The organism is Rhizobium bangladeshense, assembly GCF_017357245.1.
Taxonomy (GTDB): Bacteria; Pseudomonadota; Alphaproteobacteria; order Rhizobiales; family Rhizobiaceae; genus Rhizobium; species Rhizobium bangladeshense.
This window is the reverse complement of the sequence record NZ_CP071612.1, coordinates 3,621,138-3,644,572: the sequence shown is the minus strand read 5'-3', so window position 1 is coordinate 3,644,572 and position 23,435 is coordinate 3,621,138. Positions and strand designations below refer to the sequence as shown.

Below are 23,435 nucleotides of genomic sequence, written 5' to 3'. Positions count from 1 at the left end.
CGGTCATGGCAAGTCTCAGCGAGGCGCGGGAGCAACCAGCACGTCAGCTTTGGGATCAGGTCAACGGTGTTCATGCCGGCATGCTTGGAATTTCCGGACTGGACATGCACATGCAGCCGATGGCGCCGCATGCCGATCCCACCACCAACACGATCTGGTTCTACACCAAGACCGACGCCGATATCGTGCGCGCCATCAAACCTGGTAGCCGCGCGCATTTCTGCCTCATCGGCAAGGATCACGACTATCACGCCTGCCTTTCCGGCGTGATCGAAGTACGCCCCGACCCATCGAAGATCGAGGAATATTGGAGTTCAATCGTGGCGGCCTGGTATGACGGCGGCAAGAAAGACCCGAAACTCACCATGCTCTCCCTGCATGTCGACGATGCCGACATCTGGGTTTCCACGGGCAGCACGCTAAAATTCGGCTGGGAGATTGCCAAGGCCAATCTCGACGATGACAAAATGCCTGACGTCGGCGTCAAACGTCACCTGCAATTCGCCTGATCAATAAGGTAGGAGAGGCCTGCCGGCACTTTTTTACTGCACGCCTTTCATCACGTAGATCAGCGGCTTTTTTGGAAGCGTGCGCATGGAGACAGTGATACTGTCATCAGGCGCATAGGTGATATCGAAGTCCTTTCCGAACATGGAGACGAAGGCATTCACCGGCGGGCCGCGGCGGTGCATCGGCAGGATCACCGATGAGCGCAGCCGCTTGATGACGCGGCTCATGCTGTCGGCGCCCATTGTCAGGCCGCCGTCGACCGGCACCATGACGACGTCGAGGCGGCCGATCTCGGTATAATGGACATCAGTCAACTCGTAATGGAGATGGCCGAGGTGACCGATGCAGAGGCCGGCTATTTCGAAGATGAAAATCGAGTTTCCATCCTCCTGCGAGCCGCCAAGGCCGTAACTGAAGCGGATATCCGTGGTAACGTTGCGGATATAGGCATCACCGACCACGAGATTGATTTTCGCCGTCTCGCCTGGCACGTCGCTCCAGCCGTGGAGCACATGCTTGATGTCAGGCTCCGGCGTCAGGGTGAAGTGTGTCGTGTGAGCCTTGTTCATCGTGACGACATCGGGGGTCGTCGCCGGCCTGTACCAGCCATTATAATCCGTCGCGATGACGATGCCGCCGGGTGTCTCGATTTCGAAGGTGGAATGGCCGAGATAGGTGAGTTTGACGTCCTCGCCCTCGGATACGGCAGGCATCAGCGTCGGCTCGCCGGAAAAACTGGCGAAAGTCGCTTTGGGAATATTCTCGGCGATTGCCTGGCATTGGCTGACGGGCGGGCGCTGCTCCTGGGCCCCGGAAGGACCAGGTGCGGCGAAGGCCGCAAGGCATGCAATAGCGAGGATAAGATATTGCGGCTTCATGCCACCCCCTCCGGCGCTTTGACGAGGAGAGCCGCGCGTCCGAAGGGCGCTAAAGACGCTCGCTCACTTTGCATTGGCGGCGCGAGGATGCGGCATGAGGTCGCGGCGGTCTAGATGGAGGACGCTCACGATTGCGTGTTGGATGGATGTCTGGGTGGGGAATTACCGCCAGAATTCCGGCACCGTTTCGGCCAGCCGCGGCCCGAGCCGAAGCGGCGCGATCTTCTCGGCCAGTCCCGTCGCATCGGAAATCTCCACGCCGACGCCGCAGATTGTCGACGGGCCGCTCGCCGCTTCCATGCGGCCTTTCGGCATCTTGGAGATGAAGCGGTTGAGCGGCTCCTCCTTGTCCATGCCGAGGGAGGAGTCGTAATCGCCGCACATGCCGGCATCCGACATGTAGGCGGTGCCGCCGTTCAGGATCTGGGCGTCGGCAGTCGGCACATGCGTATGGGTGCCAACGACAAAGCTGGCGCGGCCGTCGACGAAATGGCCGAAGCATTGCTTCTCGCTGGTCGCTTCAGCGTGGAAATCGAAGATAATCGCATCGGCCTGCTCCTTCAGCGGGCATGCATCGAGGATCGCTTCGGCCGATTTGAAGGGATCGTCGAGTTCCGGATGCATAAAGACGCGACCCATGACGTTGGCAACGAGCACACGCGCGCCGTTCCTGGCGTAGAAAAGCCCGGAGCCGCGGCCTGGTGTGCCTTGGGGATAATTGGCCGGCCGCAGAAATTGGTCGTGCCGTCCGGCAAAGGCGACGGCTTCCTTTTGGTCCCAGACGTGATTGCCTGTGGTCACCACATCGGCGCCGGCATTGATCGTTTCCAGAAAGATGTCCTCGGTGATGCCGAAGCCGCCGGCAGCATTCTCGCCGTTGACGATGACGAAATCGAGCTTGAGGTCGGAGATTAGGCCGGGCAGGCGGTCCCATACCGCGGTGCGCCCCGTCTTCCCGACCATGTCACCCAGAAAAAGCAGCCGCATTCCCTATCCAATCCAAGAGGCAAAAAAGCGAAGGCCGCTTTCTGTCAGGATAGCATCCAGGCTTACGTCATGCGGCTCGTCGGGCACATGTGCCACTTCCTGGCAGTCGAATGCAATGCCGATCAGCTTCGGATGCAGCCCTTTCTCTTTGAGCCGGCTGATGGCGCGATCGTAATGACCGGCGCCGTAGCCGATGCGATGACCTCTGACATCGAAGGCCGAAAGCGGCACCAGCATGATCTCGGGGTCGAGGACGGCGGCGTGCTCGGTGGGGCCGACCGTGCCGAAACCGGTAGCCACAAGCGGTGTGTCTTCCGCCATCTCGCGAAAGACGATGGTCTGCTTGTCGAGGATCGCCGGCACGCAGAGCCGGGCGCCGCGTGCTGCAAAGCGCGCCATCAGCGGCCTGAGATCGGCCTCCGATCGGATCGGCAGGAAGCCGGAGATGATGGTGCCTGGCTCGAAGGCGACCGCCTCGCCGGCGTGATCGGCCATTGCGAGGCTTTTGGAGATGCGCTCTTCAGGAGCGATGGCATCGCGGGCGGCCAGGCGGTCGTTGCGCAACTGCGCTTTCAATTCTCTTGTGGTCATTCGATCTGCCGGATTAGTGGTTCGGCCGAGCATAGCCAGCTGGAGATCCGATGCAAATGCCGGCTGCGACTAGGCTGCGCCCGCTTTCACCGCCAAGGTGTCAGATGACGATGCTTGTCGGCATCACCACGACGTGGCTTGAGAGGCTTACCATATCAGGAGCGGCATAGGCGCGTGGCTGCTCGTCTTGCTGACGAAGCTCACGCATCGCCCTTTCGAGGAGCTGCTTGAGTTCGCGCACGAGCTGCTTGAACTCTTCCATCACCTCGCGATCCTCGGCTGAGATGCCCGAAGACTCAGTGCTATCCTCAACCGTATCCCCGTAGGCTTTGCGAGCTTGAGCAGCGTCGATAGGTTCCGGCGCGTCGGTTTCGGCCGAGGTGTTAGCCAACATAGCGTCGGCGTCGGTCAATGCCGCTCCAGCAGAATTCGTAGTTGCATCCGCCGGAACAGCCGTTGTCGGGCTGCCGGTCGCGACCGCCGACGCGAATTCAGAGGCGGCGCTGCCGACCTTGCGCGCCAGCTCGGCGGCGAGACGTGCGACCACCTCAGGAGGCATGTTGGAGCTCTTCAGCATCTCCAGCTCCTGTTTCGCCTGTTCGAGCTTACGTTGGGCCTTCGCCTTGGCTTCGTCCACTGAACTCGCCAGGGTCTGCCGCATCTGCTGCAGTGCCTGTGTGGCGCGCTGTAGCTTCAGCACTCCCAGATTGGCTTCGTCGTCAGTTGCGGATGTTCCAGCCGAGGACGTGCTGAGCGAGATGAGGGAAGCTGGTGTGGTTGCGACTTGCATAACAATCCCCGAATGGCAGTTCGGGTCCCAATGACGATTTGGGCTTATTCTGCAATGTCAGACTTGTGTGGACCTGTGTCCTCGGGATTGCGACAAGCCGGCGGCGAGCCGGTGCATCGTCTCTTCGAAAAGAGCGGTTCCGCCAGGCGTCCAGCCGAGCGCACGGATTTTCGCCGTGCTCATTGGGTTTAGCACCGCTTTATCGGCAGCAGCCGGCAGAGCGTGCCGACAGCCCATCTCGCGACGGATGGGTGAGAGGATATCGTTGGTGTCTACTGATATATCCGAGATGTTGAATATCTCGCCCGAGATTCGGGTGCTTTCCGTCTCCAGCATCAGTCGCACCGCCCGCGCGAGGTCGCGGCCGTGTAACTCCGTTCCCACGCGAGCAGCGACCGGCCGGCCGGCGAGATAATCGGCGATGAGGCCATCCCATTTGTTGGGAAAAAGATCGCCATAGACGCCGGTCGCCCTCAGACTCACGCCTGCAAACCCGGGGGACTTAAGTTCGGCTAATGCTCGTTCGGTATCGAGTTTGATCTGACCGTAAAGCGTCTCGGGCTTAGCCAGCATCGTCTCGGTAAGCTCGACTCCCGGAGGATGGTCGCCATAGGCGGCGCGGCTGGACAGGAAGACACAACGGCGCGTGCCGGCACGTTTGGCCGCTTCGAAAAGCCGGACGCTGCCGTTGAGATTCAATTTTTGAAAGGTTTTAGGATCGTCGCCCTCACCGCCGCGATATTTTCCAGGGAGATGGCTGAAGGCGGCGTGGACGAAGAAATAGGCATCGTCGAAAACATCGATCTGGTCTTTGTCCGGATCGAGGGAGAGCGCCGCAAATTCGACCGGGCGGGAGAAGAAGCGGGGCAGCGGCGCCCGGCGTGCGCCGACGATCACCTGATAGCCGGCGGCCAGCAGTTCCTCGACGACGTAACGGCCGACGAGACCCGTTCCCCCGGATACCAGAACTTTCATGCTGTCCCTTCCGGATTCTTGAGCGCCGTGATCTCGGGCAGATCGCCGCCCTCGTGTATACGATTCCATAGATCGATCAAAGGTTGTAGCTGTTTTGCCTTGGGATGATCCTTTTCCCACGGTTTTTCATACTGGTAGTGCACGATCGAAATGCTCTTCCAGTCCCAAAGCTCAGGCATGGTGAACCATACATATTGCAGCATGTTGAAATAGACCGGCAGGCCGTGCCATTCCGAGAAGAACGTCTCCAGAAACGTCTGATCGGTGCGTCGCCAGAAGATCTCCGGCCTGTCAAGGTATTCGAGCATGTGCCGGAATGTGTCATGCGACGGCGTGGCGACGAAGACGCCGGAATTCATGCGGCGAAAATCCGCGAGGCTCTCATAGACATTGGGAGCGGCGGAAAATTCCGGATAGAGAAAGAGCCTGTCGACGTTCTTCAGCACCAGTGCATCGGCGTCAATGAACACACAGCGCTCGTATTCGACGAGCTGCCAAAGCCTGAGCTTGCAGAAATTGTCGAGCGGCGAATGAAAGGCCGGCTTGCGGCCTTTGGTGAAAGGGGCAGCTGAGTGGAGATGGCCGCGGGCGTGGCGTTCGTTGAAGGCATCGGAAAGCGGCAGGTGCTCGACTGGGATCAGGCGGCAGTCAAGGCTCTTGAGCGGGGCGAGAGCGGCTCCGTCAACGCCGCCGCTGTGGAGGACGACGATGTCGGCGCTGGTGCCGGTGCGGCGCAAGGAGCGGGCGAGGGCGGTGGCGCCCATGGCATAGTCGGCATTGGTGACGAGGGTGACGTAGGCGAATACAGACGAAGCGTTCATCGTGTTCGACTGCCTCGATGTGCTCCCTCATTCCTGTGACAAGCACAGAAATGAGGGAGTTTCTGGTTGCTCCACTTCCCAATGCAAGTGCTTTTCGTGCTCACGAGACGGACTTCAACCGCTTACCTTCCGGATCGTGGTCGATCGTCGCGGCGATATCCCTGGTCCAGGCGGAGACAGCAGGCACCCGTGCGCGGTCGACGCGATAGGCGAATTTCTTCGCCACGTCGACGATCTCTCCGAGCAGGCCGGTTTCCAGGGTGATCGGCTCAAGACCGAGGTCGAGGAACTTCTCATTCCTGACGATCAACTCGTTCTCGGCGGCTTCCTTGCGCGGGTTGGGCAGCCAGGCGATCTTGGCGCCGCTCATCCTGGCGATCATCTCGGCGAGGTCGCGTACCCGGTGGGTTTCCGTCATCTGATTGAAGATCTCGACGCGGGCGCCGCGGACAGGCGGGTTCTTGAGCGCCAGCTCGATGCAACGCACCGAATCCTGGATGTGGATGAAGGCGCGGGTCTGGCCGCCGGTGCCATGCACCGTCAGCGGATAACCGATTGCTGCCTGAATGAGGAAGCGGTTCAGCACCGTGCCGTAATCGCCATCGTAATCGAAACGGTTGATAAGCTGCGCGTGGCGGCGCGTCTGCTCGGTATGCGTACCCCAGACGATGCCCTGGTGGAGGTCGGTGATCCGCAAGCCGTCATTCTTGGCGTAGAACTGGAAGAGAAGCTGATCCAGGCACTTGGTCATGTGATAGATTGAGCCGGGATTGGCGGGATAGAGGATTTCCTGGCTGACCGTCTCGCCGCTTGCAGTCTCGATCCCAACCGGCAGGTAACCTTCCGGGATCGCGGCGCCGACAGTCGAATAGCCATAAACACCCATGGTGCCGAGATGGACGAGGTGGGCATCGAGATTGAGCTCGGTCAAGGCGTTCAAGAGGTTATGCGTGGCGCTGACATTGTTGTTGACCGTGTAGTTCTTGTGGCGGTCGCTCTTCATCGAATAGGGCGCCGCGCGCTGCTCTGCAAAATGGACAATGGCATCCGGCCGGTGCTCGGCAAGCCAGTTCTTCAGCAGCTCGTAATCCCTGGCGAGGTCAATCAGGTTGAAATGGATGCGGCGTCCTGTCTCGGCATGCCAGATGCGGGTGCGCTCCTGGATCGAATCCATCGGCGTCAGCGACTGGACGCCGAGCTCGGTGTCGATCCAGCGGCGCGAGAGGTTGTCGAGGATATGGACGTCGTGACCGGCATCGGAGAGATGCAGCGATGTTGGCCACCCAATGAAACCATCTCCGCCCATAACCGCAATCTTCATCGTATCGTCTCCTGATTGGTCGCCCGTTACCGGGAATAATTAGAAATTATGACAATCATTCAATGCCTGCCGGCCGCGGCATTCAATGCTTGCCTGTCGGGAAGCATTGCGCCAAAGAGGGCACCTCAGTTTGGAGAAAATTATGACGGAACGCCCTTTTTCCATTTCGGGAGAGCTGACGGAGGCAGGACATCGCCTTGTTCAGCGGGTCTATTATGAAGATACGGATTTCTCGGGCCTCGTCTATCACGCCCGCTATCTGCATTTCCTCGAGCGTGGCCGCACCGATTACCTGCGCTGCCTCGGAGTCGAGCAGCGCGAGCTCGTCAGCGCCGATGAGGAGGGGCTCGTCTTCGTCGTCCACCGCATGGAGATCGACTTCAAGAGCCCGGCGCGCATGGATGATGTGCTGACGATCCTGACGCACACGGAAAAAGCCGGCGGCGCCAAAATGGTGCTCAATCAGCAGATTCGTTGCGGCGAGACGCTGTTGATTGCCGCCAAGGTGATCATTGCCGTCATCAATGCGAAGGGCCGGCCGAGGCGGCTGCCGGAAACGCTGGCAATGAAATTCCTGGAAGGCAGCAAGCCGCTATAGAGCGAACCGCCTGCCAGCGGCAATTATGCGCTTGTCAAAACTTGATCTTTATGTGAAGGAATTCGCGCGCCGCAGGACGAGCGCCTTTTCGGCAACCGGACCTTGCTCCGGTCAAGTAATCCATGGAACAAAACCTTCCGAACACAGGCTTACTGTCACACTCCAGAACTAACGATCTATTAACCATAATAGTGTCTTACTGGGAAAGTCGGAGTTTGTGCGGTGCACGCCTTCCTTTGACCAAATTTGACGGCAAGAAGGCGGAAGATGAGCTTGGAAGCTTGACCAGGGCTTTGGGCGGCGGCCGCCGGACACTTCTTGCGAGATCACTTTGTGCCGCCCGGTCCAGCGCCGGGCGTTTGGATTCGGGGATTTTGAATCAATGGAACAAGTAGGATTGGCAGCAGCAACGACGGACGTCAGCCTCTGGTCGCTTTTCATGCAGGCCGGCCTCGTCGTCAAGCTCGTCATGCTCGGGCTCATCGCGGCCTCGGTGTGGACCTGGGCGATCGTCATCGACAAGTATCTGGCCTATGGCCGCGCACGGCGGCAGTTCGACAAGTTCGAGCAGGTTTTCTGGTCGGGCCAGTCGCTGGAAGAACTCTACCGCTCGCTGTCGGAACGCAACAATACGGGTCTGGCGGCAATCTTCGTCGCGGCCATGCGCGAGTGGAAGAAATCCTTTGAACGCGGCGCCCGCTCGCCGATCGGCCTGCAGATGCGTATCGACCGCGCCATGGACGTAACGCTCGCCCGTGAAACCGAATATCTCGGCGCCCGTTTGGGATCCCTTGCGACCATCGGTTCGGCGGGGCCGTTCATCGGTCTCTTCGGCACGGTCGTCGGTATCATGACCTCGTTCCAGGCGATCGCCGGTTCGAAGTCGACCAATCTCGCGGTTGTTGCGCCCGGTATCGCCGAAGCGCTGCTTGCCACCGCGATCGGCCTCGTCGCCGCTATCCCGGCGGTTATCGCCTACAACAAGTTCTCCGCTGACGCCGGCAAGCTTTCGGCCCGCATGGAAGGCTTCGCAGACGAATTCTCCGCCATACTTTCGCGCCAGATCGACGAGAAGCTGCAGCCGCGCGCTGCCGCTCAGTAACCAACGGAGTAATCTGACATGGGTATGGCTGTTGGAGGCAATGGCGGCGGGGGCGGCGGACGCCGCCGTCGCGGCGGTCGGAACAAGGCCGTCATTTCTGAAATCAACGTGACGCCGCTCGTCGACGTCATGCTCGTGCTTTTGATCATCTTCATGGTGGCAGCACCGATGATGACGGTCGGCGTGCCGATCGACCTGCCGGAAACGCAGGCCAAGGCGCTGAATTCCGAGACGCAGCCGATCACGATTTCGGTCAAGAACGACGGCGAGGTGTTCCTGCAGGAAACGCCGATCCCGGCGGCCGAGATCGCCGCCAAGCTCGAGGCGATCGCGACCACCGGCTATAACGAACGCATCTTCGTGCGCGGCGACGCGACGGCACCCTACGGCGTCATCGCCGACGTCATGGCTCGCATCCAGGGGGCCGGCTTTAAGAATATCGGCCTCGTGACGCAGCAGAAGAAGGACCAATAGCGCTCAACATGAAGGCCAGCGTCGTCACATCTGCTGTTCTGCATGGCCTGGTGCTCACCTGGGCCATGGTGTCGCTCGGCGCGCCGGAGTCCTTTAAGGTCGAGGATTTCGAGGCGATGCCGGTCGATCTCGTGCCGGTGGAATCCATCACCCAGATGCAGCAGGGCGAAAAGACGGCTCCGAAGAAGGAAACGTCCGCGCCCGTGCCGACGACTCGGCCGCCGATCACGCAGCCTGCGGAGAATGCCGGCGACAACAATATCGACCTGAAGACGCCGCCGGTGCCGAACGCCAAACCGAGCAACAGCGAAGCCGCCGCGGCAAATTCGAGCGAGAAGCCGCAGCCTCAAGTCGATCCCAAGCCGAACGACGTCAAGGAAATCAACAAGGAAGAGACGGAGGTCGAGCAGCCGAAGGAGGTCGCCTCCATTCCCCCGCCGAAGCCGGTCGAGGTAACGCCGCCGAAACCGGAAGAGAAGCCGCCGGAAGAACAGGCCAAGCCTGAAGAGCCGCCGAAGCCGGAGGCCGAAGCCTTACCGGACAAGGTGCCGACGCCGGTCGTCAAGCCGCAAGTCAAGCCGCCGGAACCAAAGAAGTCTGCTGAAAAGCCGCCGGAAAAAACGCCGGACGAGCCGAAGGCTGCAGAAAGACCGACAGACAAGAAGAAGGCCGACAAGAAACAGGAAGTGGCGAAATCGGCTTCTTCAATGAAGAGCGACTTCAACGCGGACGAGATTTCGGCCTTGCTGAACAAGACGGATCCCTCCGCCGGCGGCGCCAACCGCTCGACGCAGGAGGCGTCGCTGGGGGCGAAGAAGAGCAATGGCGGCTCCAAGCTCAGCCAAAGCGAACAAGATGCGCTACAGGGGTTGATCCAGGGTAACTGGCTTATTACTCCGGGAATGGAAGGCCTTTCCGGCATGGTCATCACGGTGCGTTTCAAGCTCGATAAAGATGGAAACATCATCGGCCAGCCTGAAATCGAGTCTTCCGGTGGAAGCAGCACCGATTCAACGCGTCGTGCGCTGGAAAGTGGCGCTTACCGTGCCGTGATGAAATCTGCTCCCTCGTTCCGCACGACGCTTCCGATGGACAAGTATGACGTGTGGAACGAGGTTGTCCTTAACTTTCATCCCAGCGATATGGGGATTTGAATGCTGATGGACCTGTCCCATGGCAACAAGTCTATTGCAGCCGCCATCATGCTCGGAACGATTCTGGCTTGTGCGCCTGAAGTGTTGGCACAGCCGGTCGACGCGGCGATCTCTGATAAGTCGGCCGTGGATTTGCAGCGCGCAATCGCTTCCTCCTTCAATGTTCCTCCCGTGCGGGCGAGCGACGGCGGAGTCGTGATCACTATCCACCTGTGGCTCGATAAGACTGGCGCGATCGTTGGTTCACCTAAGGTAACAGCTTCGGGCGGCACCGAAGCCGCTCGGAAAAGTATGTCGGCTGCGGCCCGGCGTTCCGCGCCATTCACCATGCTCCCGAAAGAAAAATACGATGTCTGGAAGGAAGTCGTTTTGAACTTCGACACCAGCGGCTTTGCCCAATAAGATGCTGAAAGGCTTGTTTGATATGGTCAAGTGTTCCCTCATCCGCGCTCTGATGGTCATTGCAGGCCTGATTGGGGTCGCAGCCTTTACGACGCCGGCGAACGCGTTGGTCACCCTCGACCTTCGAAAAGGCAATGTCCAGCCGATGCCGATTGCGGTGACGGATTTCCAGGGCGACATGGGCGCGCAGGTCTCGCAAGTCATCACCGCCGACTTGCAGCGATCTGGTCTCTTCGCACCGATCAACAAAACCGCCTTTATCGAAAAGATCTCCAATCCGGATGCAGCACCACGTTTCGAGGACTGGAAAGTCATCAATGCACAGGCGCTGGTCACCGGCCGGGTTACCAAGGAAGCGGATGGCCGCCTTCGCGCCGAATTCCGACTGTGGGACCCGTTCGCCGGCCAGCAGATGACCGGCCAGCAGTTCTTTACCCAGCCAGAGAACTGGCGGCGTGTCGCGCACATCATCGCCGACGCGATCTATAAGCAGATCACCGGCGAGGAAGGCTATTTCGACACCCGCGTCGTCTTCGTCTCTGAATCCGGCACCAAGCAGCAGCGCAAGCGGCAGCTGGCGATCATGGACCAGGACGGCTTCAACGTGCGGATGCTGACCGATGGCAGCGACCTCGTGCTGACGCCGCGCTTCTCGCCGAGCCGGCAGGAGGTCACCTACATGTCCTTCGCCAACCAGCAGCCGCGGGTCTATCTGCTGCAGCTCGAAACCGGGCAGCGCGAGGTTGTCGGCAACTTCCCCGGCATGACTTTCTCGCCCCGCTTTTCGCCGGATGGCCAGAAGGTGATCATGAGCCTGCAGCAGGAAGGCAATTCCAATATTTATACGATGGACCTGCGCTCGCGCACGACGACACGACTGACCTCGACGGCGGCGATCGACACCTCCCCGTCCTATTCGCCTGATGGCTCGCGCGTCAGCTTCGAAAGCGACCGCGGTGGTAAACCGCAGATCTACGTGATGAATGCCGATGGTTCCGGCCAGACCCGTATTTCCTTCGGCGACGGCTCCTATTCGACGCCGGTCTGGTCGCCGCGCGGCGATCTCATTGCCTTCACCAAGCAGGCGGGCGGCAAGTTCTCGATCGGCGTGATGAAGCCGGATGGTTCGGGCGAACGCATCCTGACGACCGGCTTCCACAATGAAGGCCCGACCTGGGCGCCGAACGGTCGCGTCCTGATGTTCTTCCGTCAGGCGGCAGGTTCAGGCGGCCCGCAGCTCTACTCAATTGACCTGACCGGCTACAACGAACAGCTGGTCAAGACGCCGAGCTATGCTTCCGACCCGGCCTGGTCACCACTTCTGGAGTAGCGAGTGCACAATGCCCTCATGTCGCCTCAAAGTCGTGGAACCGGCGACTACGAGACAAATCAGTAAATTGTTAACCATAATCTTTGAGGGGCGGTTAACCGAGTGCGGTTACTGTCCGGAAACCCTGAAATCGCAAGGAGACCCGGCCATGAGCCGAATTCACACCCCGGCAGTGAGCCGCATGCAGAATTTCGCCCGTAACCCCGTCATGATCGCGCTCGTCGCTGGTCTCGCTCTCGCGGGTTGCGCCAATAAGAAGAACGGCGTACCGAACAGCGCCGGTGAACTCGGCCTCGGTGCCGGTGCTGCAACGCCAGGCTCCGCGCAGGACTTCACGGTCAATGTCGGCGACCGCATCTTCTTCGACACTGATTCCTCGTCGATCCGTGCCGATGCCGCGCAGACGCTCGACCGTCAGGCGCAGTGGCTTGGCCGCTACCCCAACTACCAGATCACCGTCGAAGGCCATGCCGACGAACGCGGCACGCGCGAATATAACCTGGCGCTCGGCGCCCGTCGTGCGGCTGCCACCAAGGATTACCTCGCTTCGCGCGGCGTTCCGTCACAGCGCATGAAGACGATCTCCTACGGCAAGGAACGCCCGGTCGCCGTCTGCGACGATATTTCCTGCTGGTCGCAGAATCGCCGTGCCGTCACCGTGCTCGGCGGCGCCGGCATGTAAGCCTGATGTAATTTGTCGATCTGCGCAGTTCGGAAGGCGGTCCCATCGGGGCCGCCTTTTCTTTTTGACCACACTTTGGCCAGACTCCGTTGCTTTTTGACAGCAATTGGAAAAATCTCCTGTTCGTGCCTCAAGGCGCGAAGAATCACTGGGACAGGACGATACATATGAAAAAACTTGTCGTGGCAGGCATGCTGTGCCTGGCGGCTGTGACCGGGAGCGAACGAGCGGCCTATTCGGCGTCGTTCTTCGGGCTGCATCTAGGCGGCCGATCCGCGGACAGCCAGTCGGCGCCGCCTGTTGTCAAGGTGCAGAGCGGCGATGCCGAGGTTCGCGTGCAGCAGCTCGAAGAGCAGATGCGGCAATTGAACGGCCGGATCGAAGAGATGAGCTTTCAGCTCCTGCAGATGCAGGAGACGATCCGCAAACAGCAGGAAGACAATGAATTCCGCTTCCAGCAGCTCGAAAAAACCGGGTCCGGCAGCGGTGGCGCCAAGGCTCCCGTCAAGAAGAGCGAGACCGATGCCGCTCCGGCAGCGTCCGGGAGCGATGACGTCGCCAGATTGATTCAAGCACCGCAGGGGGCCGAAACGGCTCCCTCCACCGATGTGCCTGATAATACCGGCCTAGGCCAGCCGCCGAAACAGCTTGGCTCGATCGAGTTCGACCAGAACGGCAATCCGATCGGCGGAACCGTCGATGAAAACGCTACCATCGGGTCCGGCCCGACTCTCAAGGCCAACAGCGGCGCGCCGCAGCAGACGGCCTCGCTCGGCAGCGAGGCTGATCAGTACAAGGCAGCCTACGGCCACGTATTGTCGGGCGATTACGGCACGGCCGAGGAGGAGTTCAACCAGTACATTGCCCGTTACCCGACCAGCGCCCGGGCAGCGGACGCCAATTTCTGGCTCGGCGAAGCGCTCTATTCGCAGGGTAAATACAACGAAGCCGCCAAGACTTTCCTCAACGCGCATCAAAAATACGGCAGCTCGGAAAAAGCGCCGGAAATGCTGCTGAAGCTCGGCATGTCGCTTGCTGCCCTCGACAATAAGGAGACGGCCTGCGCGACGCTGCGCGAAGTCTCGAAGCGCTATCCGAAGGCGTCACGCGCCGTCATAAGCAAGGTTGCGAGCGAACAGAAACGCCTCGCCTGCTGAGGTCTTCCGGAATGTCTCCGGAAGCCGTCTCGCCTCGACAGGCGATCCGCCAGTTTCTCGCATCGCTTCGAAATCCTGCGCGCATTCTCGTCGCGATCTCGGGCGGCAGCGATTCCACCGGCCTGCTTCTCCTCCTCGATGAAGCCGTGAAGGCCGCCCCCCATCTTGAAATTTCCCTTTGTGCCGCAACCATCGACCACGCGTTGCGCGCCGGCTCCGCAGACGAGGCGCGAGAGGTTGAAACCCTCTGTGCATCCCACGGCATTCCCCATATTGTTTCGACGTGGCAGGGCGAAAAGCCTAAAACCGGTATCATGGCTGCTGCCCGCGAGGTCCGTTACAGCCTTCTGGCTGAGGCAGCGGAAGCGCTCAACGCCGATCTCATCGTAACCGGCCATACGCTGGACGACCAGCGCGAAACGCTGCGGATGCGCGAGATGCGAACTGAGCAGCTTTCGAGCGGCATCGCCGACGCCGTGCTCTTCGATCGGCGCTTCTGGATTTTGCGGCCGCTTCTTTTTTCCACGCGGGCCGATATCCGCACTTTCCTGCGGGAGCGGGGCGTGCGGTGGATCGATGATCCTAGCAATGAGGACGTGAGGTACGAGCGGGTGCGGATGCGCCGGCAGATATCTGCCGAGCCGGCGACAGAGATGGATATTCGCGCCGCGTGGGAAGAGCGGCTGGCTCTGTCGTCCCGAGCCGCCGAATGGCTGAATTGTCACTTCAGGCTTCATGGCTGCCTGCTGGGGCAGGTCACTGCTGATGGTTTGCGGCAGGATCGCGCAGTTCTGGACTATTCGCTCGGCCGCCTGACGGCCGTCTTCGGCGGTCAGCAATTCGTGCCGGGCGGGGCGCAGTTGGAGCGCCTTCTGTCATTTGCCGCGGGCGGCAGGCTGGGGCGCATGACCCTTGGCAGAGTAGTTTTCGATCTCAGGCGTGACGGGCTTTATCTGTCGCGCGAGAGCCGGGGGATTGTGCCGCTGGTATTGCAGCCGGGTGAGACGGGGGTGTGGGATGGGAGATTCCAGGCGCGCAATGGGTCGACGGCCCCGGTTGCAATCGAAGCCGCCGCCACACACTCCGCCTCATTAAAATCCCTCGGGTCGAGCCCGAGGACAGGAACGGGGGAGCATCATTTTGGGCACCTGCCCAAGGCGGCATGGAAACGCGCCATCGCCTCGGCGCCGGTTTTATCGGTAGCGGGAGCTCCCTTATTTCAGGAATTGGCCAGTGGGATCGATCTGACGCCCTATTTCGCGCCCTTCGACCGCTTTTTGACACGATTTGATTTCATCTTTGCTGATAGGCTTTCGGCGGTTTTCGCGATGGCGCCCTATGCGGGGCTGCCTTTAAGAAGTATTGACGGAAAAACCATCTGACTTGGGGGATTGCCTTGGCAACAGCTCGGCGCAACCCTATGTTAGAACCTAATAAGACGGTCGCCATGAGGCGGCTGTTGCAGTGCTGGGGAGTTCAATGAACCCTAACTTACGTAATTTCGCCTTGTGGGCGATCATCGCGCTTCTGCTGATCGCCCTTTTCAGCATGTTTCAGACGGCGCCGGCGCAGACGGGCTCCCGCGATATCCCTTATTCGCAGTTTCTGCGTGAGGTTGATGCGGGCCGTGTGAAGGAAGTCGTGGTCACGGGCAACCGTGTCTCCGGAAGCTATGTTGAAAATGGCACCACCTTCCAGACCTATTCGCCTGTCATCGACGACAGTCTGCTCGATCGCCTGCAGCAGAAGAATGTGCTGGTTTCCGCCCGTCCAGAAACGGATGGTTCTTCGGGTTTTTTGAGCTATCTCGGCACCTTGCTGCCGATGCTTCTCATTCTCGGCGTCTGGTTGTTTTTCATGCGGCAGATGCAGGGCGGCTCACGCGGCGCGATGGGTTTCGGCAAGTCCAAGGCCAAGCTTCTGACGGAAGCGCATGGCCGCGTGACCTTTGAAGATGTCGCCGGCGTCGACGAGGCCAAGCAGGATCTCGAGGAAATCGTCGAATTCCTGCGAGATCCGCAGAAGTTCCAGCGTCTCGGCGGTAAAATTCCGCGCGGCGTGCTGTTGGTCGGCCCACCGGGCACCGGTAAGACGCTGCTCGCCCGCTCGGTCGCAGGCGAGGCCAACGTGCCCTTCTTCACTATTTCCGGTTCCGACTTCGTCGAAATGTTCGTCGGCGTCGGTGCAAGCCGTGTGCGCGACATGTTCGAGCAGGCGAAGAAGAACGCGCCCTGCATCATCTTCATCGACGAAATCGATGCCGTCGGCCGCCATCGCGGCGCCGGTCTCGGCGGCGGCAATGATGAACGCGAACAGACGCTGAACCAGCTGCTGGTCGAAATGGACGGCTTCGAGGCGAATGAAGGCGTGATCCTGATCGCCGCCACCAACCGCCCTGACGTTCTCGATCCGGCGCTGCTGCGTCCCGGCCGTTTCGACCGGCAGGTCGTGGTGCCGAACCCTGATATCGTCGGCCGCGAGCGCATCCTCAAGGTGCATGCCCGCAACGTTCCGCTGGCGCCGAATGTCGATCTCAAGGTTCTCGCCCGCGGCACGCCCGGTTTCTCCGGCGCCGATCTGATGAACCTCGTCAACGAAGCCGCCCTAATGGCCGCCCGCCGCAACAAGCGCGTCGTCACCATGCAGGAGTTCGAAGACGCCAAGGACAAGATCATGATGGGCGCCGAGCGCCGTTCTTCGGCAATGACCGAAGCGGAGAAGAAGCTCACCGCGTATCACGAAGCCGGCCACGCCATCACCGCGCTGAACGTCGCCGTCGCCGATCCGCTGCACAAGGCGACGATCATTCCGCGGGGCCGTGCGCTCGGCATGGTCATGCAGCTTCCCGAGGGCGATCGCTACTCGATGAGCTACAAATGGATGGTCTCGCGCCTCTGCATCATGATGGGCGGCCGCGTTGCCGAGGAGCTCACCTTCGGCAAGGAGAACATCACATCAGGCGCCTCTTCCGACATCGAGCAGGCGACCAAACTTGCCCGCGCCATGGTCACGCAGTGGGGCTTCTCCGACCAGCTTGGTCAGGTCGCCTACGGCGAAAACCAACAGGAAGTCTTCCTCGGCCACTCGGTTTCGCAGTCGAAGAATGTCTCGGAAGCGACCGCGCAGAAGATCGACAATGAAGTGCGTCGCCTGATCGACGAAGCCTATACTCAGGCCCGCACGATCCTGACGGAAAAGCACGACGACTTCGTCGCCCTTGCCGAAGGCCTGCTCGAATACGAAACGTTGACCGGTGAGGAGATCAAGGCTCTGATCCGCGGCGAGAAGCCCTCCCGCGATCTCGGCGACGATTCGCCGCCGAGCCGGGGGTCGGCCGTTCCGAAGGCTGGCGTGCGGCCCGCCACCAAGGGCGATGAGCCTGAAGGCGGCCTCGAACCGCAGCCGCATTGAGCTGCGACGCGATCTCAAAAGGGGCCGGATTTCCGACATAGGAGATCCGGCCTTTTTCATTGGTAACGGGATATAATCATTTTTCTCGCTAATTTACGTGCCGATTGCCGCAATTTGTGGCATTCCGCTGAAGAGACGCAAGCATGAATCACGCTCCTGGACTGACGACAATCCACTGAGGCCGGATTTGCTTGGAACGATGCGCAGCCTTAAGTGGCGCGCCAAAGCGCAGGAGTGCAGATGAAAAGACGCTATTTCGGTACCGACGGTATTCGCGGCCAATCCAATGTCTTCCCGATGACGCCCGATCTCGCCATGCGCGTCGGCATCGCCGCCGGCACGATCTTCCGACGGGGCAATCACCGCCATCGCGTCGTGATCGGCAAGGATACGCGTCTTTCCGGTTATATGCTTGAGAATGCGATGGTGGCAGGCTTCACGGCTGCGGGCCTCGACGCCTTCATTCTCGGCCCGATCCCGACGCCTGCCGTCGCTATGCTGACGCGTTCGCTGCGCTGCGATATCGGTGTGATGATCTCCGCTTCGCACAATCCGTACGAAGATAACGGCATCAAGCTTTTCGGTCCTGACGGCTATAAGCTTTCGGACGATATCGAAGCCGAGATCGAGGATCTGCTTGAAAAGGATCTCAACGCGCAGCTTGCCAAATCCGACGACATCGGCCGGGCCAAGCGCGTCGACGGCGTGCATGACCGCTATATTGAACATGCCAAGCGCACGCTGCCGCGCGACGTGACGCTGCAGGGACTGAGGGTCGCGATCGATTGTGCCAATGGCGCTGCGTACAAGGTGGCCCCTGCGGTGCTCTGGGAGCTCGGCGCTGACGTCGTTACCATCGGCAACGAACCGAACGGCACCAACATCAATCTAAATTGCGGCTCCACCAGCCCCGTGGCATTGCAGAAGAAAGTCGACGAAGTGCGCGCCGATATCGGCATCGCGCTCGACGGCGACGCTGATCGGGTTATCATCGTCGATGAGAACGGCTCGATCGTCGACGGCGACCAACTCATGGCCGTCATTGCCGAGAGCTGGGCGGAGAGCCAGCAGCTGCGTGGCAACGGCATCGTTGCTACGGTGATGTCCAATCTCGGCCTTGAGCGCTTCCTCGATGGGCGCGGCATGGCGCTTGCGCGCACGAAGGTCGGCGACCGTTATGTCGTCGAGCATATGCGTCAGCACAATTACAATGTCGGCGGCGAGCAATCGGGCCACATCGTGCTTTCGGACTACGGCACAACAGGCGACGGTCTCGTCGCAGCGCTGCAGATTCTTGCCGCGGTCAAGCGCACCGGCCGCACCGTCAGCGAGGTCTGCCGCCGTTTCGAGCCGGTCCCGCAACTCCTCCGCAACGTCCGCATCAGCGGCGGCAAGCCGCTGGAGGATATTCAGGTGCAGAAGGCAATTGCCGACGCCGAAGCCGAACTCTCCAAGAATGGCCGCCTTGTCATCCGCCCCTCAGGCACAGAACCATTGATCCGCGTCATGGCCGAGGGCGACGACCGCGCTCAGATCGAGCGCATCGTCAATGAGTTGATCGGCACGATCTCGAATGTCCGGACCGCTGCCTGATCGCCCGGAAGGATAATCGAAAGCCAGCCGGTGCGCGAGCGCCGGCTTTTTCATTCAACCTGTTGCGCCAGCCAGATCGTGTGGCCGCCGCAGGTCGGATCTTCGACGACATGGGCAATGACGGTAAGCCCTTCTCGCCGAGCAGCCGGCGATAATAGCCGGGGTCGAGACTGGCGTGACAGAGGGGCTCCTCGCCGAAGGTGCCGATTGTTTCGCCATATGAAGGGCGACTGGGGAACATCAGGCCGCATCGGGTTGGGCGTGGCTGCGGAAAACCTCCAACCTCGAGCGTTGATCGTCGGTTGTCAGGTGGAAAAAGCTGTCCCAGGCGATGAGACCATGAAATCTCCGGTCGAGTGCCAGATTGCGCATGTCGGCCACCAGCCATTCATGACGGGGAAATCGATCGCGGCACATCGCTGTCAGCGACGATGAGGAATCGATGTCCGGCAAGGAATGGCCGCCCTCGCTCAAATGCTGTGCGATGGTCGGACGGGTTTTGATCGTCTCCTATGCCTTCCTCCAGAAGAATGCGACGCATACGGTAAATAAGCGTGGTTAAGCAGCTTTTAACGTTTCCAATTCATTATCCATGCAAAGCGTATCAGATTGGCAGCGACTTGAGCCTGCCGACCCAACGGGATTTGGAGCGGATCCATGAAAAGAAGTTTGTCCGGCATGCTTGCCGCATTGTTGATCGCCACAAACGCCTATTCCGCGGATTTCGCCCCGGCCGAGCCTATCCCGGAACAGCCTCCCGAGGTGACGGTTAGCGAAGCGACCGGCTGGTATCTGCGCGGCGATGTCGGTTATGCCTTCACCGATCTGCGTGGCGCGCGCTATTTCCAGGGCAGCAACGCCACGGAGGTCGATTTCGACGACACCGATCTCGACGACGCATGGACGATCGGCGGCGGCGTCGGTTATCAGATCAACAGCTATCTCCGCACCGATCTGACCTTCGACTATCTCACTCAGGCCGATTTCCGCGGTTCTACGGTCGGGCAATGCGGCTTCCCGCTGGTGGATTGCACCTCGCGCGACCGCTCTTCGGTTCGTGCCTATACGCTGCTGGCCAACGCCTATGTCGATCTCGGCACCTACGGCTATGTGACGCCCTATGTCGGCGCCGGTATCGGCGGCTCCTATGTAAAGTGGAAAAACCTGCGCAACATTTCCTGCGCCGATGACGGCAGCTTCTGCGACGACGAGGTCACTCATGGCGGCAAGGGCAACTGGCGTTTCACCTACGCCCTCATGGCTGGCGCTTCGATCGACGTGACCTGCAATATCAAGGCCGATGTCGGCTACCGTTACCTGCATATCGACGGCGGCAACATGTTCGGCTATGCCGACAACGGCGGGCCTGGCCGCGACAAGGGTCTCAGCGCCCACGAAGCCCGCGTCGGCGCCCGTTACCTCTTTGGCGGATGCGCCCAGGCAAGCTACGAGCCGCCGCCGGAAATCCCGCTGCAGCAGCCAGTCTACAAGTAAGCCGGTCTAAACCATCGCATCAGAAAGCCGCCCTCGCTCCGGGCGGCTTTTTCATTTCGCCGCCTCGCCTGCGTCAAAATATCTTCAGATCGCGACACTTCGATCTTGACTATGATGCCTTCGATCCATACACACGGCGGCGGGACACCCTTCCCCAACGAAGGGCTTTCTATCTGAGAGGATAGCATCATGGCGAAGACCGCAAAGCCGGACATCCGTCCGCATAATACCCATTTCTCTTCTGGCCCCTGCTCGAAGCGTCCCGGTTGGTCGCTCGAAGCCCTTTCCGACGCGGCGCTTGGCCGTTCGCACCGCGCGAAGGTCGGCAAGGCCAAGCTCAAGCAGGCCATCGACCTTACCCGCGAAATTCTCGAAGTGCCGGCGGATTACCGCATCGGCATCGTGCCGGCTTCCGACACCGGCGCCGTCGAAATGGCGCTCTGGTCGCTGCTCGGCGAACGCGGTGTCGACATGCTCGCCTGGGAAAGCTTCGGCGCCGGCTGGGTCACCGATGTCGTCAAGCAGCTGAAGCTCAAGGATGTGCGCAAGCTCGAAGCCGGTTATGGCGAGCTTCCCGATCTCTCCGCCGTCGATTTCGACCGCGACGTTGTCTTTACATGGAATGGCACCACTTCAGGCGTGCGCGTGCCGAACGGCGATTTCATCCCTGCCGACCGCAAGGGCCTGACGATCTGCGACGCCACCTCGGCCGCTTTCGCGCAGGAGCTCGATTTCGCCAAACTCGATGTCGTCACCTTCTCCTGGCAGAAGGTTCTCGGCGGCGAGGGCGCGCATGGCGTCATCATTCTCTCGCCGCGCGCCGTCGAGCGTCTCACCACCTATACCCCGGCCTGGCCGTTGCCGAAGATCTTCCGCCTGACCTCGGGCGGCAAGCTGACCGAAGGCATCTTCCAGGGCGAGACGATCAACACGCCGTCTATGCTGTGCGTCGAAGACTATATCGATGCGCTGCTCTGGGCCAAAGATGTCGGCGGTCTCAAGGCGCTGATCGCGCGCGCCGATGCCAATGCCAAGGTCATTCACGATTTTGTCGCGGCAAACGACTGGATCGCCAATCTCGCCGTGAAGGTGGAAACGGCCTCCAACACCTCTGTCTGCCTGAAAATCGTCGACAAGGACATCGCGGCTCTCGACGCTGATGGCCAGGCGAATTTCGCCAAGGGCTTGGTCGGCCTCCTGGAAAAGGAAGGCGTCGCCTATGATATCGGCCATTACCGCGACGCGCCGTCTGGCCTGCGCATCTGGGCCGGCGCCACGATCGAGGCGTCCGACATGCAAAAGCTGATGCCTTGGCTTTCCTGGGCCTTCGAAACGCAGAAGGCGCAGCTCGCTCAGGCCGCCGCCTGACGTGATCGCATCCGGCTCCGTCATAGGGCGGAGTTGGATCAAAGAATAAGAGCATGATGTCGTCCGAAAACCGCATACACTTTTCGGCATCATGCTCTGGCATTCCTGATTTCATTCATCGCTGAACACTTTTGAAGGAGGCCCTCATGGCACCTCGCGTTCTCGTATCCGACGAATTGTCGGAAACCGCCGTCCAGATCTTCCGCGACCGCGGCGTCGAAGTCGATTTCGAACCGCAGCTCGGCAAAGACAAGGACCGTCTGCTCGAAGTCATCGGCAAGTATGATGGTCTGGCCATCCGCTCGGCCACCAAGGTGACGGAAAAGATCATCGGAGCGGCGACGAACCTGAAGGTCGTTGGCCGCGCCGGCATCGGCGTCGACAATGTCGATATTCCGGCCGCTTCGCGCCGCGGCATCATCGTCATGAACACGCCCTTCGGCAATTCGATCACGACGGCCGAACATGCGATCGCGCTGATGTTCGCCGTCGCCCGCCAGCTTCCGGCAGCCGATACCTCGACACAGGCCGGCAAATGGGAAAAGTCTAAATTCATGGGCGTCGAGATCACCGGCAAGACGCTCGGCGTTATCGGCGCTGGCAATATCGGCTCGATCGTCTGCTCCCGCGCCATCGGCCTGAAGATGCATGTCGTTGCCTACGACCCGTTCCTTTCGAAGGAGCGCGCCGAGGAGATGGGCGTCACCAAGGTCGAGCTGGACGAACTTTTCGCTCGCGCCGATTTCATTACGCTGCATGTGCCGATGACCGACAAGACACGCGGCATCCTCAACAAGGAAGCCTTGGCAAAGACGAAGCCCGGCGTGCGCATCATCAACTGCGCCCGCGGCGGCCTGGTCGATGAGGCAGCCCTTGCCGAAGCCATCAAGTCCGGCCATGTTGCCGGTGCCGCCTTCGACGTCTTCGAAGTCGAGCCTGCCAAGGAAAGCCCGCTCTTCGGCCTGCCGAACGTCGTCTGCACGCCGCATCTCGGCGCTTCGACGACAGAGGCGCAGGAAAACGTCGCTCTGCAGGTGGCCGAACAAATGTCGGACTACCTCGTCAAGGGCGCGGTCTCAAACGCCATCAACATGCCATCGATTACCGCGGAAGAGGCGCCGATCCTGAAGCCGTTCATTCGTCTTGCCGATGTTCTCGGCGCCTTTGTGGGCCAGGTCACCGAAGAGCCGATCAAGCAGATCGAAATCCTCTACGACGGTGTGACCGCCAACATGAACACGCGGGCGCTGACAAGCGCGGTTCTCGCCGGCCTGATCCGCCCGCAGGTCGCCGACGTCAATATGGTTTCCGCGCCGATCATGATCAAGGAAAAGGGCATTGTGCTTTCCGAGGTCAAGCGCGACAAAACGGGCGTCTTTGACGGCTATATCAAGCTGACGGTCACGACCGAAAGCATGACGCGCTCCGTTGCCGGCACGGTGTTCTCGGATGGCAAGCCGCGCTTCATCCAGATCAAGGGCATCAATCTCGATGCCGATGTCGGTTCGCACATGATCTACATCACCAATACTGACGTCCCTGGCATGATCGGCTTCATCGGCACGACGCTCGGTACTGCCGGCGTCAACATCGCCAACTTCCAGCTCGGCCGCGACAAGCAGGGTGGCGACGCCATTGCGCTGCTCTATGTCGACGGCGAAGTGGATGATGGCGTGCTCACGGAGTTGACGGCGCACCAAGCGATCCGCCAGGCCAAGCTCCTGACCTTCAACATCGACTAAATTTCCTCCTCCCAAGGAAGTATGGAAACCCGGCGCGGGAAACCGCGCCGGGTTT

General features: G+C 60.4%; 23 protein-coding genes. 15 read left to right on the top strand and 8 right to left on the bottom strand.

Annotated features, from left to right (window positions below):
- The first annotated feature begins 5 nt into the window (after positions 1-5).
- Positions 6-509 (top strand): pyridoxamine 5'-phosphate oxidase family protein, encoded by a 504-nt coding sequence (locus J2J98_RS17625; RefSeq protein WP_064708900.1) that lies wholly within the window; start codon positions 6-8, stop codon positions 507-509.
- A gap of 33 nt (positions 510-542) precedes the next feature.
- On the opposite strand, the gene J2J98_RS17620 is transcribed toward J2J98_RS17625, so the two are convergent.
- The 7 genes from J2J98_RS17620 to J2J98_RS17590 all read right to left on the bottom strand — a co-directional run bounded on the left by J2J98_RS17620 (position 543) and on the right by J2J98_RS17590 (position 6,873).
- Positions 543-1,388, bottom strand: a complete 846-nt coding sequence (locus tag J2J98_RS17620; RefSeq protein WP_138394831.1) for an MBL fold metallo-hydrolase — start codon at positions 1,386-1,388, stop codon at positions 543-545.
- A gap of 162 nt (positions 1,389-1,550) precedes the next feature.
- Positions 1,551-2,375 (bottom strand): TIGR00282 family metallophosphoesterase, encoded by an 825-nt coding sequence (locus J2J98_RS17615; protein WP_138394830.1) that lies wholly within the window; start codon positions 2,373-2,375, stop codon positions 1,551-1,553.
- A 3-nt stretch (positions 2,376-2,378) separates the two neighbouring features.
- The gene (locus tag J2J98_RS17610) at positions 2,379-2,966 is read right to left on the bottom strand and encodes a 5-formyltetrahydrofolate cyclo-ligase (RefSeq protein ID WP_064708815.1); all 588 of its coding nucleotides are present in this window, start codon (positions 2,964-2,966) and stop codon (positions 2,379-2,381) included.
- A gap of 100 nt (positions 2,967-3,066) precedes the next feature.
- Positions 3,067-3,756 (bottom strand): guided entry of tail-anchored proteins factor 1, encoded by a 690-nt coding sequence (locus J2J98_RS17605; RefSeq protein ID WP_138394828.1) that lies wholly within the window; start codon positions 3,754-3,756, stop codon positions 3,067-3,069.
- Between the two features lie 57 nt (positions 3,757-3,813).
- Complete coding sequence (locus tag J2J98_RS17600) at positions 3,814-4,731, bottom strand: NAD-dependent epimerase/dehydratase family protein (protein WP_207601716.1); 918 nt, start codon at positions 4,729-4,731, stop codon at positions 3,814-3,816.
- On the bottom strand, positions 4,728-5,552 hold the full coding sequence (locus tag J2J98_RS17595; protein ID WP_207601715.1) for a glycosyltransferase: 825 nt from the start codon (positions 5,550-5,552) through the stop codon (positions 4,728-4,730). Before J2J98_RS17595 ends, J2J98_RS17600 begins: the two co-directional genes overlap by 4 nt.
- Positions 5,553-5,652: 100 nt before the next feature.
- Positions 5,653-6,873 (bottom strand): NAD-dependent epimerase/dehydratase family protein, encoded by a 1,221-nt coding sequence (locus tag J2J98_RS17590; RefSeq protein WP_064712135.1) that lies wholly within the window; start codon positions 6,871-6,873, stop codon positions 5,653-5,655.
- 142 nt (positions 6,874-7,015) lie between these two features.
- Here J2J98_RS17590 and ybgC point away from each other — a divergent pair, with 142 nt between their 5' ends.
- From ybgC to glmM, 11 genes are all read left to right on the top strand, one after another.
- A complete protein-coding gene (gene ybgC / locus J2J98_RS17585) occupies positions 7,016-7,471 on the top strand; it encodes a tol-pal system-associated acyl-CoA thioesterase (RefSeq protein WP_064708820.1) in 456 nt (151 codons plus the stop codon).
- A 382-nt stretch (positions 7,472-7,853) separates the two neighbouring features.
- Positions 7,854-8,573 (top strand): protein TolQ, encoded by a 720-nt coding sequence (gene tolQ, locus J2J98_RS17580; RefSeq protein ID WP_064708821.1) that lies wholly within the window; start codon positions 7,854-7,856, stop codon positions 8,571-8,573.
- A gap of 18 nt (positions 8,574-8,591) precedes the next feature.
- Positions 8,592-9,047 carry a protein TolR gene (tolR, locus tag J2J98_RS17575; RefSeq protein ID WP_003566333.1) on the top strand — a complete coding sequence of 152 codons (456 nt, stop codon included), beginning with the start codon at positions 8,592-8,594 and terminating at the stop codon, positions 9,045-9,047.
- An 8-nt stretch (positions 9,048-9,055) separates the two neighbouring features.
- Positions 9,056-10,201 carry a hypothetical protein gene (locus J2J98_RS17570; protein ID WP_207601714.1) on the top strand — a complete coding sequence of 382 codons (1,146 nt, stop codon included), beginning with the start codon at positions 9,056-9,058 and terminating at the stop codon, positions 10,199-10,201.
- Positions 10,202-10,603 (top strand): hypothetical protein, encoded by a 402-nt coding sequence (locus J2J98_RS17565; RefSeq protein ID WP_207601713.1) that lies wholly within the window; start codon positions 10,202-10,204, stop codon positions 10,601-10,603.
- Positions 10,604-10,625: 22 nt separating this feature from the next.
- Entirely contained in the window at positions 10,626-11,933 is a 1,308-nt protein-coding gene (gene tolB / locus J2J98_RS17560; RefSeq protein WP_207601712.1) for a Tol-Pal system beta propeller repeat protein TolB, read from the top strand.
- Positions 11,934-12,081: 148 nt separating this feature from the next.
- The gene (gene pal, locus J2J98_RS17555; protein ID WP_064708823.1) at positions 12,082-12,615 is read left to right on the top strand and encodes a peptidoglycan-associated lipoprotein Pal; all 534 of its coding nucleotides are present in this window, start codon (positions 12,082-12,084) and stop codon (positions 12,613-12,615) included.
- Positions 12,616-12,782: 167 nt separating this feature from the next.
- On the top strand, positions 12,783-13,772 hold the full coding sequence (gene ybgF / locus J2J98_RS17550) for a tol-pal system protein YbgF (protein ID WP_207601711.1): 990 nt from the start codon (positions 12,783-12,785) through the stop codon (positions 13,770-13,772).
- 11 nt (positions 13,773-13,783) lie between these two features.
- Positions 13,784-15,154 carry a tRNA lysidine(34) synthetase TilS gene (gene tilS / locus J2J98_RS17545; RefSeq protein ID WP_207601710.1) on the top strand — a complete coding sequence of 457 codons (1,371 nt, stop codon included), beginning with the start codon at positions 13,784-13,786 and terminating at the stop codon, positions 15,152-15,154.
- A gap of 97 nt (positions 15,155-15,251) precedes the next feature.
- Positions 15,252-17,183: an ATP-dependent zinc metalloprotease FtsH gene (gene ftsH / locus J2J98_RS17540; RefSeq protein ID WP_064708826.1), complete on the top strand. Its 1,932-nt coding sequence runs from the start codon at positions 15,252-15,254 to the stop codon at positions 17,181-17,183.
- A gap of 240 nt (positions 17,184-17,423) precedes the next feature.
- Positions 17,424-18,776, top strand: coding sequence for a phosphoglucosamine mutase (gene glmM, locus J2J98_RS17535; protein ID WP_064694430.1), 1,353 nt, complete (start codon positions 17,424-17,426; stop codon positions 18,774-18,776).
- Positions 18,777-19,016: 240 nt separating this feature from the next.
- Here the strand turns inward: glmM and J2J98_RS17530 are convergent, their stop codons facing one another.
- The gene (locus J2J98_RS17530; protein ID WP_207601709.1) at positions 19,017-19,229 is read right to left on the bottom strand and encodes a class I SAM-dependent methyltransferase; all 213 of its coding nucleotides are present in this window, start codon (positions 19,227-19,229) and stop codon (positions 19,017-19,019) included.
- 204 nt (positions 19,230-19,433) lie between these two features.
- On the opposite strand from J2J98_RS17530, the gene J2J98_RS17525 reads away from it, so the two are divergent.
- The 3 genes from J2J98_RS17525 (at position 19,434) to serA (ending at position 23,380) form a co-directional block, all read left to right on the top strand.
- The gene (locus J2J98_RS17525; RefSeq protein ID WP_207601708.1) at positions 19,434-20,270 is read left to right on the top strand and encodes an outer membrane protein; all 837 of its coding nucleotides are present in this window, start codon (positions 19,434-19,436) and stop codon (positions 20,268-20,270) included.
- Between the two features lie 189 nt (positions 20,271-20,459).
- Positions 20,460-21,638: a phosphoserine transaminase gene (locus J2J98_RS17520; protein WP_064708830.1), complete on the top strand. Its 1,179-nt coding sequence runs from the start codon at positions 20,460-20,462 to the stop codon at positions 21,636-21,638.
- 146 nt (positions 21,639-21,784) lie between these two features.
- Positions 21,785-23,380, top strand: coding sequence for a phosphoglycerate dehydrogenase (serA, locus tag J2J98_RS17515; protein ID WP_064708831.1), 1,596 nt, complete (start codon positions 21,785-21,787; stop codon positions 23,378-23,380).
- Positions 23,381-23,435: the final 55 nt, after the last annotated feature.